Annotated in this window: 12 protein-coding genes and 5 tRNA genes; 8 read left to right on the top strand and 9 right to left on the bottom strand. The window is 69.9% G+C overall.

Features of this window, described 5'->3' with window-relative positions:
• Positions 1-118: 118 nt before the first annotated feature.
• From ACWCSV_RS05725 to ACWCSV_RS05765, 9 genes are all read right to left on the bottom strand, one after another.
• Positions 119-191, bottom strand: a tRNA-Glu gene (locus tag ACWCSV_RS05725).
• Positions 192-226: 35 nt separating this feature from the next.
• Positions 227-298 (bottom strand) — tRNA-Gln (locus ACWCSV_RS05730).
• A gap of 12 nt (positions 299-310) precedes the next feature.
• A tRNA-Glu gene (locus ACWCSV_RS05735) sits at positions 311-383 on the bottom strand.
• 62 nt (positions 384-445) lie between these two features.
• Positions 446-518, bottom strand: a tRNA-Glu gene (locus ACWCSV_RS05740).
• Positions 519-553: 35 nt separating this feature from the next.
• Positions 554-625, bottom strand: a tRNA-Gln gene (locus ACWCSV_RS05745).
• Between the two features lie 85 nt (positions 626-710).
• Positions 711-1427, bottom strand: a complete 717-nt coding sequence (locus ACWCSV_RS05750; protein ID WP_451139104.1) for an HAD family hydrolase — start codon at positions 1425-1427, stop codon at positions 711-713.
• 168 nt (positions 1428-1595) lie between these two features.
• Complete coding sequence (gene gltX / locus ACWCSV_RS05755; RefSeq protein ID WP_451138829.1) at positions 1596-3071, bottom strand: glutamate--tRNA ligase; 1476 nt, start codon at positions 3069-3071, stop codon at positions 1596-1598.
• Positions 3064-3849 (bottom strand): fumarylacetoacetate hydrolase family protein, encoded by a 786-nt coding sequence (locus ACWCSV_RS05760; protein WP_451138831.1) that lies wholly within the window; start codon positions 3847-3849, stop codon positions 3064-3066. Before ACWCSV_RS05760 ends, gltX begins: the two co-directional genes overlap by 8 nt.
• A 163-nt stretch (positions 3850-4012) precedes the next feature.
• Positions 4013-4177 carry a hypothetical protein gene (locus ACWCSV_RS05765; RefSeq protein ID WP_451138833.1) on the bottom strand — a complete coding sequence of 55 codons (165 nt, stop codon included), beginning with the start codon at positions 4175-4177 and terminating at the stop codon, positions 4013-4015.
• A 581-nt stretch (positions 4178-4758) separates the two neighbouring features.
• On the opposite strand from ACWCSV_RS05765, the gene ACWCSV_RS05770 reads away from it, so the two are divergent.
• The 8 genes from ACWCSV_RS05770 to ACWCSV_RS05805 all read left to right on the top strand — a co-directional run bounded on the left by ACWCSV_RS05770 (position 4759) and on the right by ACWCSV_RS05805 (position 15582).
• Complete coding sequence (locus ACWCSV_RS05770) at positions 4759-8643, top strand: nitrate- and nitrite sensing domain-containing protein (RefSeq protein WP_451138835.1); 3885 nt, start codon at positions 4759-4761, stop codon at positions 8641-8643.
• Between the two features lie 9 nt (positions 8644-8652).
• On the top strand, positions 8653-9066 hold the full coding sequence (locus ACWCSV_RS05775) for a roadblock/LC7 domain-containing protein (protein ID WP_323180487.1): 414 nt from the start codon (positions 8653-8655) through the stop codon (positions 9064-9066).
• A gap of 134 nt (positions 9067-9200) precedes the next feature.
• Positions 9201-9608: a DUF742 domain-containing protein gene (locus tag ACWCSV_RS05780; RefSeq protein WP_266709549.1), complete on the top strand. Its 408-nt coding sequence runs from the start codon at positions 9201-9203 to the stop codon at positions 9606-9608.
• Entirely contained in the window at positions 9589-10170 is a 582-nt protein-coding gene (locus ACWCSV_RS05785; RefSeq protein ID WP_451138837.1) for a GTP-binding protein, read from the top strand. The genes ACWCSV_RS05780 and ACWCSV_RS05785 overlap by 20 nt, the downstream gene beginning before the upstream one ends.
• Positions 10171-10521: 351 nt before the next feature.
• Positions 10522-13836: a nitrate- and nitrite sensing domain-containing protein gene (locus ACWCSV_RS05790; protein ID WP_451138839.1), complete on the top strand. Its 3315-nt coding sequence runs from the start codon at positions 10522-10524 to the stop codon at positions 13834-13836.
• A 10-nt stretch (positions 13837-13846) separates the two neighbouring features.
• Entirely contained in the window at positions 13847-14260 is a 414-nt protein-coding gene (locus ACWCSV_RS05795) for a roadblock/LC7 domain-containing protein (protein WP_266709517.1), read from the top strand.
• Between the two features lie 91 nt (positions 14261-14351).
• A complete protein-coding gene (locus ACWCSV_RS05800; protein ID WP_451138841.1) occupies positions 14352-15020 on the top strand; it encodes a DUF742 domain-containing protein in 669 nt (222 codons plus the stop codon).
• Positions 15001-15582 carry a GTP-binding protein gene (locus ACWCSV_RS05805; protein ID WP_014048542.1) on the top strand — a complete coding sequence of 194 codons (582 nt, stop codon included), beginning with the start codon at positions 15001-15003 and terminating at the stop codon, positions 15580-15582. The genes ACWCSV_RS05800 and ACWCSV_RS05805 overlap by 20 nt, the downstream gene beginning before the upstream one ends.
• Positions 15583-15597: the final 15 nt, after the last annotated feature.

The following is a 15597-nucleotide window of genomic DNA, read 5'->3' on the forward strand; positions in this document are numbered from 1 at the left end:
CTTCTTCATGTCCGGGCCCGAACGGCCGGGCGCACTCGGGGTGTTGGGCCGTCCGGTGTCCGGACACACGAAAAAGGCCCTTCACCGAGGTGAAGGGCCTTTCTCTACTGCCGAGTTGTACCCCCGACCGGATTCGAACCGGCGCTACTGCCGTGAGAGGGCAGCGTGCTAGGCCGCTACACAACGGGGGCTTGTTACGTGAAGTCCTGCGAACTTCGGTCTTGCGCTGGGCTACCAGGACTCGAACCTAGAATGACGGTACCAGAAACCGTAGTGTTGCCAATTACACCATAGCCCATGGTGTGGTACGTACCCCCGACCGGATTCGAACCGGCGCTACTGCCGTGAGAGGGCAGCGTGCTAGGCCGCTACACAACGGGGGCCCTAGCGATCCTGCATCAAGAACATCGGGTGCGACCCGGATTGTTCCCGCGGGAAGGATCTGTACCCCCGACCGGATTCGAACCGGCGCTACTGCCGTGAGAGGGCAGCGTGCTAGGCCGCTACACAACGGGGGCTTGTTACGTGAAGTCCTGCGAACTTCGGTCTTGCGCTGGGCTACCAGGACTCGAACCTAGAATGACGGTACCAGAAACCGTAGTGTTGCCAATTACACCATAGCCCACTGAAACGCAACCTCTGAAGGCTTTGTCTCTGTCTGCGCTTCCCGGCCGGATCTTTCGGCCCGCTCGGGCGGCGCAGAAAGAACATTACCCGAAGGTGTCCGACGCTCCAAAACGGGTATCCCGCGACAGCACCCCGGGCAGCTCGTGGAGGCCCGTGATCCGTACGAGATCGACCCTGCCGCCCCGCTCCGCCCGGTCCAGCCAGATCCCCGTCAGCCCGGCCGCGACCGCCCCGGCGGCGTCGATGTCGGGCTCGTCCCCCACGTACGCCACCTCGTGCGGTTCCAGAGCGAGCGCCTCGCAGGCGGCGTGGAAGGCGCCGGGGTCGGGTTTGGAGACGCCGAGCTCCACGGCGCACAGCAGCGCCTCGAAACGGTGGCGTACGCCCAGCGCGCTCAGCTTGCGGTCCTGCTGTCCGGCACTGGCGTTGGACAGGACTCCGTGGCGGTAGCCGTCCAGCAGGTCGAGGACCGGGAGCACGTCGGGGAAAAGGCTCCAGGCGGCTTCGTAGTGGGCCGCGTGCCGACGGAACCACGCGTCGGCCTCCGCGTCCTCCAGGTCCCGCCCCAGGAACTCCCGCACCCGGTCCCTGCGCTGCCCCTCGTAGTCCGTCTCCCCCGCGGAGAAGCGCGCCCAGTGGCGACCGGTGAGCGCCCGCCATCCGTCCAGCGCCTCGTCGGGCGTGGTCCAGCCGCCGGGCAGCCCCTCCAGCTCCAGCAGCCGCGCCATGGCGACGCGGTCGGCGCCGGAGTAGTCGAAGAGCGTGTCGTCGACGTCCCAGAGCACCGCGCGGATCGGCATGTACGCCACGCTACCGGGCCTCCTCCGGCCCCACCCGGCGACAACCGGCCAAAGGAGCCGCGCGAGCCCGCGCGCAAGGGCTCGGAGAGCCCGGGAACGCCCGAGGGGCGGACCACCGGGTGTGTCTCCGGTGGTCCGCCCCTGCGGGGACGTGCGCAAGCCGCCGCGCTACGCGGTGAGCTTCGCGAGTGCCGCGTCCACCCGGGACAGGGTCTTCTCGCGGCCCAGGATCTCCATGGACTCGAAGAGCGGCAGGCCGACCGTGCGGCCGGTGACGGCGACGCGCACCGGGGCCTGGGCCTTGCCGAGCTTGAGGCCGTGGGCCTCGCCCGCCGCGAGGACCGCGTTCTTCAGCGCCTCGGCGGTCCACTCGGCGCCGGCCAGGTTGGCGCGGGCGGTGGTCAGCAGGGCGTCGGAGCCCTCCTTCATCGCCTTGGCCCAGGACGCCTCGTCCTCCACCGGCTCGTCGAGGAAGAGGAAGTCGACGTTGGCGGTGATGTCGGAGAGGACGGTCACCCGGGTCTGGGCGTGCGGCGCGATCTCGGCGAACTTGTCCGCGTCGAACGCCTCGGGGGCCCAGTTCGCGTACGGCGCGCGCAGCCAGGGGCCGCACGCGTCGGTGAAGTCCTTCACGTCGAGCCGGCGGATGTGCTCGGCGTTGATGTGCTCGGCCTTCTTGAGGTCGAAGCGGGCCGGGTTGGCGTTGACGTCCGCGATGTCGAAGGCCGCCACCATCTCCTCGACCGAGAAGATGTCGCGGTCCTCGGCCATCGACCAGCCCAGCAGCGAGAGGTAGTTGAGCAGCCCCTCGGGGAGGAAGCCGCGCTCGCGGTAGAGGTTGAGGGAGGCCTGCGGGTCCCGCTTGGAGAGCTTCTTGTTCCCCTCGCCCATGACGTACGGGAGGTGGCCGAAGACCGGGGTGGCCTTGGCGATTCCCAGCTCGGTGAGGGCCGCGTACAGGGCGAGCTGGCGGGGGGTGGAGGAGAGCAGGTCCTCGCCGCGCAGGACGTGGGTGATCTCCATCAGCGCGTCGTCGACCGGGTTGACCAGCGTGTAGAGCGGGGCGCCGTTGGCGCGGACGATGCCGTAGTCCGGCACGTTCTCCGGCTGGAAGGTCAGCTCGCCGCGCACCAGGTCGGTGAAGGTCTGCGGCACGTCGGGCATCCGGAAGCGCACGATGTGCGCGCGGCCCTCGGCCACGTACGCCGCGACCTGCTCGGCGGTGAGGTCGCGGCAGTGGCCGTCGTACCCGGACGGCTTGCCGGCGGCGCGGGCCGCGTCGCGGCGGGCGTCGAGCTCCTCGGTGGTGCAGTAGCAGTCGTACGCGTGGCCGCCGGCCTTCAGCTTCTCGGCGACGTCACGGTAGATGTCCATCCGCTGCGACTGCCGGTACGGAGCGTGCGGGCCGCCGACCTCGGGGCCCTCGTCCCAGTCGAAGCCGAGCCAGCGCATCGAGTCGAGCAGCTGCTGGTACGACTCCTCCGAGTCGCGCGCCGCGTCGGTGTCCTCGATGCGGAAGACCAGCGAGCCCTCGTTGTGCCGGGCGAACGCCCAGTTGAAGAGAGCCGTCCGGACCAGGCCCACGTGGGGGTTGCCGGTCGGGGAGGGACAGAACCGGACACGGGGGGAAGATCCGTTAACCACGCTTGATCACCTTGTTGGTGAGAGTGCCGATGCCTTCGATGGTGACGGCGACCTCGTCGCCGACGTGCAGGGGGCCGACCCCTGCGGGGGTTCCGGTGAGGATGACGTCGCCGGGGAGGAGCGTCATCGCCTCGGTGATGTGGACGACCAGGTCCTCGATGGAGCGGATCATCTCGCTCGTACGGCCGAGCTGGCGCTGCTCGCCGTTGACCGTCGTCTGGATGGTCAGGTCGGACGGGTCCAGGTCGGTCTCCACCCAGGGGCCGAGCGGGCAGGACGTGTCGAAGCCCTTGGCCCGGGCCCACTGCTTCTCGCGCTTCTGCGCGTCACGGGCGGTGACGTCGTTGGCGCAGGTGTAGCCGAGGATGACGTCCTTGACGCGCTCGCGGGGGACCTCACGGCACATCCGGCCGATCACCACGGCCAGTTCGGCCTCGTAGTGGACCTCGTCGGAGAAGGAGGGGTACTCGATGGCGTCGCCGGAGCCGATCACCGAGGTGGTGGGCTTGAAGAAGGCGACCGGGACGTCCGGGACCTCGTTGCCCAGTTCGGCGGCGTGCTCCGCGTAGTTGCGGCCGATGGCCACGACCTTGTTGGGGAGCACGGGGGGCAGGAGCCTGACCTTGCTCAGCGGGACCTTGGTGCCGGAGAGCTCGAAGTCGGCGTACGGAATGCCCTTGATGATGTCGAGGACGAGGCCACCGGATTCCACGGTGCCCTCACCCTCGACGGCGCCGAAGGCGACATTGCCGTCGATGGAGAACCTGGCGATGCGCACGGGATGCTGTCGCCCCTCACTTGCTGGCTGGCTGAAGACTGACGCTCCAGGCTATCGCCTCGCCGTGCGGGGACCGGGGAGTGTCCGGCGGATCGCCGCCGTCCCTCCGGAGGGTGCGGACGGCGGGACGGGCGAGTCGGCCGGACTCCCGGCGGAGAGGTGCCTACCTGAGGATGGTGCGGCGCGGGTTGGCCGTCTGCGTGGGGAGCGCGGTGGTGTACTCGGGCCGCTCGGAGAGCTCGGGGGCGCGCAGCGTGGAGGCGTCCGTGAGGTGCGCCAGCGTGGTGCGCCGGGGGTTGGCGAGCTTGCGGGACTGCGTCGTGTTCATCTGCCGTGAGGACCTTGTCGCCGGGGGCGCACCCCTGGGTGCGCCCAGTTGGTCGGGTTCGCCATCCCAGTAAAGCGTCAGGCTAAACATCGGATTCCCGGCCGCACCCCGGATGAGACGGCGATCATCATGTGAGTTTGCTCACGACCAGCACCATAAAAGGTGCATTTCGGAATGATGATCACGCAAATGGAAACGGACATTGCGTCACTGAATGTTCTATTCCGCTCCTGATCATCAGGACTGGGACACCACACTCGTCCGACTGACCTGTCCGTAATGATCCACTTTCCGCACGAACACGCTGCACGGCTGGTCACACGGCCATCACGCCCCGTAACACCTGCCCATGGGGAACCCACGGGCCTTGTTGGAGGTCCGGCACTGTGCTGGAATTCCACGCACCGCCGCGGGTAGAGACCGGCGCGCAGGGGCGCAACGCAGCGCCGAGTGGCGGCGGAGGGGGTTCAAGAACGCCGGTCGTTCAACGACCACCATGGGGCGCGTCCAGCGCCCCACGACGCCGACACCGTCACCGCCGCGCATGCGGAGGGACGCCTGGTCCAGAGGTTGCGACGCTAGTGCAGGGACGTTTCAAGAGGGATGGCAGCGCTCCGGCGGAACAGGAGCCGCGCGGCGGGACCGACCGCGGCTCCTCGCCCCAGCACGCCCAGAACCCGGGGTCGGCAGGCGCCGGCGACGGCGCGGAGCAGGCCACGCGCCCGGGTTCCACGACGACCGAAAGCGCCGAACCGGCAGCGGCGGCGAAACCCCGGGACCCGGTGAGCACGGGTTCACGCGTAGCCCTGCGTAACTGGCGCATCAGCACCCGTCTGGTCTCCCTCCTGGCACTCCCCGTGGTCGCGGCGACCTCGCTGGGCGGACTCCGCATCAACGAGTCGATGAACGACATCCAGCAGCTGGAGCACATGCAGCTGCTGACGCAGATGACCAAGCAGGCCACCGCGCTCGCCCAGGCCCTGCAGGTCGAGCGCGACGAGTCGGCGGGACCGCTCTCCAACGGCGTCAAGGCGACCAACTACAAGGTCACCGAACCCCGGAAGAAGACGGACCGGGCCAAGGACGCCTTCCTCGACGCCACCATGGCCATCGGGGACACCGAGGGCGACGAGGCCCTCGAGGGCATCCACGCCAGCGTCAACATGATCGCGACGCAGCTCGGGCAGATCCGCGACATCCGCAAGACCGCGTACGCCAAGGGCTCTCCGAGCGTCAACACGATCGACCAGTACAGCCAGTTGATCACCTCGCTGCTGAGCCTCTCCCAGGACATGGCGCAGGCGACCTCCAGCCCCGAAATGATCAAGCGCACCCGTGCGCTGGCGGCCTTCTCCTCCGCCAAGGAGTACGCCTCGGTCCAGCGGGCGATCATCGCCGCCGCGCTGCCGGGCGGGAACAGCACCAAGACCAACCTCGGTGACAACGACAAGCAGTTCGGCCGCAACGCGCTCCGCAAGGAGAGCCTGGCGATGAACTCCTTCGAGACCATCTACGCGACCACCGGGAACAGCGCGTCCGACCTCACGGCACCGCTGACCAGCGGCAACCCGGAGATCCAGGCGGCCAACACCTACGCCAAGCAGGTGCTCGACACCACCGTCGGCCTGAGCGGGCGCAAGCCGCGTTCCTACCTCGACTGGTACGACCAGAGCTCCACCAAGATCCAGGCGATGGAGACGATCGAGGCGACCCTCCTCAGCGACATGGAGGGCAAGGCCCGCGAGCTGCGCGAGGCCTCCCAGCGCGAGGCGATCCTCAACGGCGCCATCATCCTGCTGGTGCTCGGCGTCTCGCTCGTCGGTGCCTTCGTCGTGGCACGGTCCATGATCCGCTCGCTGCGCCGCCTCCAGGACACCGCCACCCGGGTCGCCCAGGACCGCCTGCCCGAGCTCGTCCGCCAGCTCTCCGAGACCGACCCGCAGGACGTCGACACCTCCGTCGAGTCCGTCGGCGTCCACTCCCGCGACGAGATCGGCCAGGTGGCCGCGGCCTTCGACGACGTGCACCGCGAGGCCGTCCGCCTCGCCGCCGAGCAGGCCCTCCTCCGGGGGAACGTCAACGCGATGTTCACCAACCTCTCGCGCCGCAGCCAGGGCCTCATCCAGCGTCAGCTCTCGCTCATCTCCGAGCTGGAGTCCCGCGAGGCCGACCCGGACCAGCTCTCCTCGCTCTTCAAGCTCGACCACCTCGCGACCCGTATGCGCCGGAACGGCGAGAACCTCCTCGTCCTCGCCGGTGAGGAACCGGGCCGCCGCTGGACCCGGCCCGTCCCGCTGGTCGACGTGCTCCGCGCCGCCGCCTCCGAGGTGGAGCAGTACGAGCGCATCGAGCTGGCCGCGGTGCCCGCCACCGAAGTGGCCGGCCGGGTCGTCAACGACCTCGTGCACCTCCTCGCCGAGCTGCTGGAGAACGCCACGTCGTTCTCCTCGCCGCAGACGAAGGTCCGGGTCACCGGTCACGCCCTGCCGGACGGGCGGGTGCTCGTCGAGATCCACGACACCGGTATCGGCCTCTCGCCCGAGGACCTCGCGGCGATCAACGAGCGGCTCGCCTCGCCGCCCACCGTGGACGTTTCGGTCTCCCGCCGCATGGGTCTGTTCGTGGTCGGCCGGCTCTCCCTCCGTCACGGCATCCGCATCCAGCTGCGTCCCTCCGATTCCGGCGGCACCACGGCACTCGTCATGCTGCCCGTGGATGTCGCGCACGGTGGCAAGCAGCCGCCGTCCAAGCAGGGTGCGGGCCAGCAGGCGGCCGCGCCCGGCGGTCTGCTCGGCGGCGCCGGCGCTCCGCGCGCCGGTCTCGGCGGCCCGCAGGCCAGTTCCAAGGGGCTCGCCGGTTCGGCGCCCGCCCGGGGCCAGGTCGGCGCGGGTTCCGGTCCGCGTGCGGCGCTGCCCTCGCGCGACACCGCGGCGCGCGGGTCCCAGCAGTCCGGGCCGCAGGCCGGTGGTCCTCAGCGGCAGCCCGGCGGACCGTCCGTACCGCAGGGAGGCCCGCAGCCCGGTCGCCCCCAGGCGCCGCAGGACTTCGGGCGGCCCGAGCGGCAGGGTGGTGGCGCCCTCGGCGGCGGCGCCCGGCTGGGCGCACGCGGTGCGCAGGGCGGTACGGAGCAGGACCGGACGAACCTCTTCGGGCACGGCGCCCCGGCCCAGCAGGCCCCGATGACCCGGCCCGAGCAGGGCGGCCGTCCGGTACGTCAGGACGTGTTCGGCTCCACCGGACCGCAAGCGCAGTGGCAGGGCCAGAACAACCAGGGCAACCAGGGCAACCAGTTCGGCCAGGGCATGGACCAGGGCGCTCCGGCAGGCCAGTTCGGCCAGGGCATGGATCAGGGCCAGGGCGGCCGCCCCGCGTTCGGCCAGAACCAGGACCAGGACCAGAACCAGGGCCGGAACCAGGACCTGGGCGGCCGGCCGGGCATGCAGCCCCAGCACGGCCAGGGCGGTCCGGGTCAGCGCGGGTTCCAGCAGCCCACCGGGCCCGGCCGTCAGCTGCCGCCCCCCGGTGGTCCGCGGGCCGAGCTGCCCGGGGGCAACCCGCAGCCGCAGCATCCGCAGCCGCAGACCACCACCTGGGGCGCGGAGGACCGGGGTGCCCAGCACCGCGGGCCCTCCGACACCCCCCGGGGGCACGAAGAGGCGGAGGCCACGGGCCAGTTCGCCGCCCCGACGGGACCCGTCCCGAACCGGAACTTCAACTCCCCGCTGAACCGGCGCACTCCGGGCGACGACCGCCAAGGACCCGGTGCCACCTCGGAGTTCGCCCGCCCGGACTTCTCGGCGCCGCAGGTCCCGCAGCCGCAGGACCCCGCGAGCACCGCGCAGTTCGCCCGTCCCGACTTCGGTGCTCCGGATCAGGGGCTGCCCGCTCCGCGCCAGTACGGCAACGGCGGCGAGCAGGGTGTGCCGCGTCCGGCTCCGGCCGGCGAGCCGCCCCAGCGTTCGCTGCCGCCGCGCCGGTCCGCGCCCGAGGCGCTGCCGCCGGCCGGTCCGGGCGACGGCCGCACCCCGCTGTACGACACGCTGGAGACCAACTGGTTCCACGGTCCGCAGCAGGGCGGCCGGCCGCAGGCGGAGGCGGCTCCCGCACAGCCCGACGGGATTCCGGCACCGGCCGCGCCCCGGCGCTCCTCCGGCGACGCGAGCCCGGCGGGTCCGTGGCGGCCTTCGCCCAACGACGAACTCGTACGTCAGGCCGAGCGGGTCAAGAAACCGGCCGCGGGCGGTGTCACCACTTCGGGGCTTCCCCGGCGGGTTCCGCGTGCCAATTTGGTTCCGGGTACCGCTCAGCAGCAGAATCACCAGTCCGGACCTCAGGTTTCGCGTGCGCCCGATGACGTGCGCGGGCGTCTGACCAATCTCCGCCGGGGCATCCAGCAGGGTCGGCAGGCGAACAGCCAGTCGACCGGCAGCTTCCAACTCGGCCCCACTCACCAGCAGGAGCGTTAGTTGAGCCCCATGAGTCAGGCCGCGCAGAATCTGAACTGGCTGATCACCAACTTCGTGGACAACACCCCCGGGGTGTCTCACACGGTGGTGGTGTCGGCGGACGGACTCCTGCTGGCCATGTCCGAAGGATTCCCGCGCGACCGCGCCGACCAGCTGGCCGCGGTCGCCTCCGGGCTCACCTCGCTGACCGCCGGCGCCTCCCGGATCTTCGAGGGCGGCGCCGTCAGCCAGACGGTGGTGGAGATGGAGCGCGGCTTCCTGTTCCTGATGTCGGTCTCGGACGGCTCGTCGCTGGCCGTGCTCGCCCACCCCGAGGCCGACATCGGTCTCGTCGGTTACGAAATGGCTCTGCTCGTCGACCGTGCCGGCACCGTCCTCACGCCCGACCTGCGCGCCGAGCTCCAAGGAAGTCTGCTCCACTAGGCGGCCACGCAGCGGGGATCTCTCGGGATCTCCTCAGGTACTGCCCACCACCCTCACTCGTCCGGCCGCTCACCGCCCCCACCGGCCCCTTGCAGACGGCGAGTAGACACATCGCTGTCACGCCCGGAGGATTCATGACCCCGCCACCCGCCTCACCCGATCCGTACGGCGCTCTGCACCACGCGTCGTACGACGGGGAGGGCGACCAGCCGCTGGTTCGTCCGTACGCCATGACCGGTGGACGCACACGACCGCGTTACCAGCTCGCCATCGAGGCGTTGGTCAGTACGACGGCCGACCCCGCGCATCTGGGAACGCTGCTGCCCGAGCACCAGCGGATCTGCCACCTCTGCCGCGAGGTCAAGTCGGTGGCCGAGGTTTCGGCACTGCTGTCCATGCCGCTCGGTGTGGCCCGGATCCTGGTCGCGGACCTGGCGGAAGCCGGCATGGTGGCCATCCACCAGCCGGGCAACGGAGAGGCCGGCGGAACGCCGGATGTGACACTGCTCGAAAGGGTGCTCAGTGGACTTCGCAAGCTCTAGCGGCGGTTCGGCCCGCTCCACCACCTCGGCGAAGATCGTGGTGGCAGGGGGCTTCGGCGTGGGTAAGACCACGTTCGTCGGTGCCGTTTCGGAGATCAGTCCGCTGCGCACCGAAGCCGTGATGACGTCCGCTTCCGCGGGCATCGACGACCTGACCCACACCGGGGACAAGACCACCACCACGGTGGCCATGGACTTCGGACGCATCACCCTGGACCAGGACCTGATCCTGTACCTGTTCGGCACCCCCGGGCAGGACCTTTTCTGGTTCATGTGGGACGACCTCGTCCGCGGCGCCATCGGCGCCGTCGTCCTGGTCGACACCCGCCGCCTCGCCGACTGCTTCCCCGCAGTCGACTACTTCGAGAACAGCGGCCTCCCCTTCGTCATCGCCCTCAACGGCTTCGACGGACACCAGCCCTACACCCCCGACGAAGTACGCGAAGCACTCCAGATCGGACCCGACACCCCGATCCTCACCACCGACGCCCGCCACCGCGCCGACGCCAAGAGCGCCCTCATCACCCTCGTCGAGCACGCCCTCATGGCCCGGCTGAAGTAGGCATAAGTCGGTATTGGCATAGGCAAGTTGCCGTAGTCACGCGGGGGTGGCCCCTGTGTCCTTCGACACGATCCGCCCCCGCGTTCATAACGTTTCGACAGAGAATTTCCCGTGGTCCGACACCCGACGCATCCGCCCGGTGCCGCTCCGCTCATGTGAGCCTCGCCTTTTGGCGGGGCTCGTTCTTTATGCCCGTTTTATCTGAGGCTTGCGCCACTCGGACCGATCGGGTCCGAGTGTTTGGAACGCGGCAGCTCCCCATGCTGGAATGCGGCGAACTCCCGAGTAGTACGGCCCTGAACGAATTTACCGGCACAACGTAGGTGCCGACGCCGAGAGGTTGTTGGTCGAGTGAGGCGAAGCAACGAGGGCTCCCCGACGCAGCCTGAGCGGGGCAACTTCACGCCGCCGCGCACCGCTGTATCCCCCGGGGAGCGCGCCGACCGCACGGACGCGGCCGACGACGGATCGCCCGTCGGCAGCACGAGCAAGCTGTCCCCGCGCAACTGGCGCGTGGCGACGCGGCTGAACGCGATCCTCCTGATCCCCGCGCTGGTGGGCCTCACCATGGGTGGCTTCCAGGTGAAGGGGTCGATCGACACCTGGAACGAGGCCCAGGACGCCGAGAAGACCGCTCTCGTCGTGCGCTCGGCCTCCGTGTACGGGCAGGCGCTGCTGAACGAGCGCGACCTCACCGCCCAGCCGCTCCTGAACAAGGAGTCCACCGCCTCGGCCGTGACGCGGACCCGCGCCGACACCGACACCGCGGCCTCGGGGTTCACCGCCGCGGTGGCCAACATGCCGGAGAAGCCCGGTCTCCAGCGTCGGCTGAAGCTCTTCAGGAGCGAGGAGCCGAAGCTCGCCGCGCTGCGCAAGGCCGCGTACACCAAGAGCCTGGACCCGGTGAAGACCGAGGAGGGCTACACCCAGATCCAGCACTCGCTGATGGAGTTCGCCAACGAGCTCGGCCTGGGTACCGGCAACGTCACCAGCTACGGTCGTACCGTCTACGCGCTCGAACTCTCGCAGGCGGCGGAGTCCCTCCAGCGCTCGATCGGTCTGCACCTGCTGGTGCGCCCGAGCGAGGACGAGGACACCTTCAACGCCCAGGTCAAGGCCTTCGGCTCGTACAACTATCTGGAGCAGATCGCCCTCGGCGAATTCAACTCCGGCGGTACCCAGACGGACGTCGACCGCCTCAAGGAGGTCATGGCCGGGAAGGCCACCGAGGGTGCCGCGCAGCTGAAGGCCGCCAAGGAGAAGGCCGAGGCCGCCGGGGCGCCGTTCGTGACCCCGCCCAGCGTCGGCGGCTCCGTCTTCGACGGGATGGCCGCGCAGATCGGCCGGGGGCTGTCACCGTCCGAGCTGAAGGCGAAGGGGATCACCCCGGAGACCTGGACGGCCGCCGCCACCGCGAAGTTCGAGGGGTACGCCACCGTCACGGACGAGCTCGTCGACAAGGCGGTGGAGGAGGCCGCGCAGATCTCCTCGGACGCCAAGACCGACGCCGTCGTCAACGCCTCGATCGTCGTCGTCGCCCTGCTCGCCGCGTTCGTCGTGGCCGGGTTCATGGCCCGGCAGATGAGCCGGGCGATGCGCCGGCTGCGCACCGCCGCCTTCGAGGTCGCCGAGCAGCGTCTGCCGTCGCTGGTCGACCAGCTGTCGCGGACCGAGCCGGGCCGGGTCGACACCCGCGTCAAGCCCATCCCGATCAACACCAGCGACGAGATCGGCGAGGTCGCCCGCGCCTTCGACCAGGTGCACCGCGAGGCCGTCCGGCTCGCCTCCGAGCAGGCGATGCTGCGGGGGAACGTCAACGCGATCTTCACCAACCTCTCGCGCCGCAACCAGTCGCTCATCGAGGGCCAGCTGACCCTCATCACCGGCCTGGAGAACAACGAGGCCGACCCGGACCAGCTGGAGAGCCTCTTCAAGCTGGACCACCTGGCCACCCGTATGCGCCGCAACGGCGAGAACCTCCTGGTCCTCGCCGGTGAGGAGCCGGGCCGCCGCTGGAACCAGCCGGTGCCGCTGGTGGACGTGCTCCGCGCCGCCTCCTCCGAGGTGGAGTCGTACGAGCGCATCGAGCTCACCGGGGTCCCGGACACCGAGATCCACGGCCAGGCCGTGACCGACCTCGTGCACCTGCTGGCGGAGCTGCTGGAGAACGCCACGGTGTTCTCCTCGCCGCAGACCAAGGTCCGCGTCACCGCGACCCGGCTGCCGGACGGCCGGGTGATGATCGAGATCCACGACAAGGGGATCGGCCTCACCGCCGAGGACTTCGCCGACATCAACCACAAGCTGGCCAACCCGCCGACCGTGGACGCCGCGGTCTCCCAGCGGATGGGTCTCTTCGTGGTCGGCAGGCTCTCCGACCGCCACGGCGTCCGGGTGCAGCTGCGCCCCTCGGGCGAGCAGGCCGGTACGACATCCCTGGTCATGCTGCCGGACGCGATCACCCACGGTGGCGGCGGCGAACCCGCCGCGGAGCCGGACAGCTTCACCGTCTCGTCGATCATCCCGGAGCAGGAGCAGTCCTTCGCTCCCGCTCCGCAGCTCTCGGGTATGCGCACGGCGGCCGAACTCGGCTTCGACGACTCGCGCTACGACGGCGAGTCGCCCGCGCTCGACCCGGTGGGACGCTCGCTGATGCGCGAGGAGCGCCGGGCCGCGCTGGAGGCCGCCCACACCGGCGAGCAGTCCCCCTTCCAGGGCGGCGCGGGTGGCGAGGCCGACGGCCCGGGTGCCCCGCTGCAGCAGGGCTTCGAGCAGAACGGCTACGCGGCGTCCGGTTACGAGCAGCAGGTCTCGTACGACCAGAACGGTTACCCGCAGGGCACGTTCGAGCAGGGGTCCTTCGGGCAGGGTCCGGCGGAGCAGGGCGCGTTCGAGCAGCCCTCCTTCGGTCAGCCGCAGCAGGGCTTCGAGCAGAACGGCCATCCGGAGGCGTACGAGCCGTACGCCTCGGACACGGGCTACCGGCCGGACGCCGAGCAGCTCCCCCAAAGCGGCTATGCGGAACAGGCGTACACGGCCCCGGATGCGCAACAGCCTTCGTACGGTGATCAGTTCGCGCCACTCGGTGATCAGCCCCAGCAGGACGGGTGGCCGGAACAGGGTGGTTTCCAGGGAGGTTACGAGACCTCCGTCCAGGAAGAAACGGAATCCGCTCCCAGCGCTCCCGAGGAGACGCCCGAGCGCGTAGGCTTCGATCATTCGGGTCCCACCGCGAACGCGGGTCACGACATGACCGATGCGGGGCTCCCGCGCCGGGGCGGGCAGCAGCACTGGCAGCCCAACGGGCCGGCCGGCGAGCGGTCCGCGACGGCCGACCGGCCCCAGCGGCAGGAATCCCCGTCGGCCGCCGAACCGCAGGACGGCAACGGCACGGACGACTGGCGTTCGACCAACGACGAGCGCTGGGAACGGGCCGAGAGGCTCCGGGACCCGAAGGCCGGCGGAATAACCCTCTCGGGGCTTCCCCGGCGAGTGCCCAAGGCCAACTTGGTCGAGGGCACCGCGGAGCAGACCCAGCAGGGCGGCCCACAGGTCTCCCGTGCGCCCGAGGACATCCGCGGCAGGTTGAGCAACCTGCGGCGCGGCATCCAGCAGGGGCGCAAGCAGGGGTCGGACACCAGTAATACCTACAACCAGGAGCGTTAGTGTGAGCCCGATGAGCCAGGCGGCGCAGAATCTCAACTGGTTGATCACCAGCTTCGTGGACAGCACCCCCGGGGTGTCGCACACGGTGGTGGTCTCCGCCGACGGACTCCTGCTGGCCATGTCCGAAGGATTCCCGCGCGACCGCGCCGACCAGTTGGCGGCCGTCGCCTCCGGTCTGACGTCACTGACCGCGGGTGCCTCCCGGATCTTCGAGGGCGGCGCCGTCAACCAGACCGTTGTGGAGATGGAGCGAGGATTTCTCTTCATCATGTCGATTTCTGACGGATCTTCGCTTGCTGTTCTGGCCCACCCGGACGCCGATATCGGTCTGGTTGGGTACGAAATGGCACTTTTGGTGGACCGTGCGGGCGGTGTCCTGACGCCGGATCTGCGCGCCGAACTCCAGGGAAGTCTTCTCAACTAAGGAGACAGACAGTGCGTTTCTCGTCACCGCGCCATAGGGTGCGGTGGCGCGGCCCCACTGGGATCGGCGAATGGCAGCAGGAGGAGGAGACGTGGCAGCACCCACAGGCGGACACCCGTATGACGGCAGTCAGCGGGTTCCGGACGAGCACGGGGAAAACCGCTTCAACTTCCCTTCCGCGCCGAGCGGCGCGGGCGGCGCACAGGGCTACGACCCGTACCTGACGCCCCAGCAGCCCGTTCAGCAGCACCGGCGCGGAGCCGACTGGCCCCAGCAGCCGGGGCCTGAGTGGTCCCAGCGGCAGCAGTCCGAGTGGCAGCCCCGGCAGGAGCCGCCACAGCGGTTCGACGCCCCGGCGCCCCGGATCCAGCCGGTGGCGCAGCCGGCTCCGCGGCCCGCACCGGCGGCACCCGCCGCTCACAACCCGTTGGTCCGTCCGTACGCCATGACCGGTGGACGGACGCGGCCGCGTTACCAGCTCGCCATCGAGGCGCTGGTCAGTACGACGGCCGATCCGTCAAGGCTGCAAGGGCAGTTGCCCGAGCACCAGCGGATCTGCCGGCTCTGCTTCGAGATCAAGTCGGTGGCCGAGATCTCGGCCCTTCTCTCGATCCCGCTCGGCGTTGCCCGGATCCTCGTCGCCGACCTGGCCGAGGCCGGACTCGTCGCTATCCATCAGCCCGGCGGCGACGAGACCGCCGGCGGCCAGCCAGATGTGACACTGCTCGAAAGGGTGCTCAGTGGACTTCGCAAGCTCTAGCGGCGGAGCGGCCCGCTCCACCACCTCGGCGAAGATCGTGGTGGCAGGGGGCTTCGGCGTGGGTAAGACCACGTTTGTCGGTGCCGTTTCGGAGATCAACCCGCTGCGCACCGAAGCCGTGATGACGTCCGCTTCCGCGGGCATCGACGACCTGACCCACACCGGGGACAAGACCACCACCACGGTGGCCATGGACTTCGGACGCATCACCCTGGACCAGGACCTGATCCTGTACCTGTTCGGCACCCCCGGGCAGGACCGTTTCTGGTTCATGTGGGACGACCTCGTACGCGGCGCCATCGGCGCCGTCGTCCTGGTCGACACCCGCCGCCTCGCCGACTGCTTCCCCGCAGTCGACTACTTCGAGAACAGCGGCCTCCCCTTCGTCATCGCCCTCAACGGCTTCGACGGACACCAGCCCTACACCCCCGACGAAGTACGCGAAGCACTCCAGATCGGACCCGACACCCCGATCCTCACCACCGACGCCCGCCACCGCGCCGACGCCAAGAGCGCCCTCATCACCCTCGTCGAGCACGCCCTCATGGCCCGGCTGCGCTGACGACGGGTACGACCC

The sequence above is a fragment of the Streptomyces sp. NPDC001770 genome, from assembly GCF_053596135.1.

Excerpts from the sequence above, each read along its gene's own strand:
- ACWCSV_RS05780 (WP_266709549.1), top strand. The coding sequence starts at position 9,201 with ATGACCCCGCCACCCGCCTCACCCGATCCGTACGGCGCTCTGCACCAC.
- ACWCSV_RS05795 (WP_266709517.1), top strand. The coding sequence starts at position 13,847 with ATGAGCCAGGCGGCGCAGAATCTCAACTGGTTGATCACCAGCTTCGTG.
- ACWCSV_RS05750 (WP_451139104.1), bottom strand. The coding sequence starts at position 1,427 with ATGCCGATCCGCGCGGTGCTCTGGGACGTCGACGACACGCTCTTCGAC.
- ACWCSV_RS05765 (WP_451138833.1), bottom strand. The coding sequence starts at position 4,177 with ATGAACACGACGCAGTCCCGCAAGCTCGCCAACCCCCGGCGCACCACG.
- ACWCSV_RS05775 (WP_323180487.1), top strand. The coding sequence starts at position 8,653 with ATGAGTCAGGCCGCGCAGAATCTGAACTGGCTGATCACCAACTTCGTG.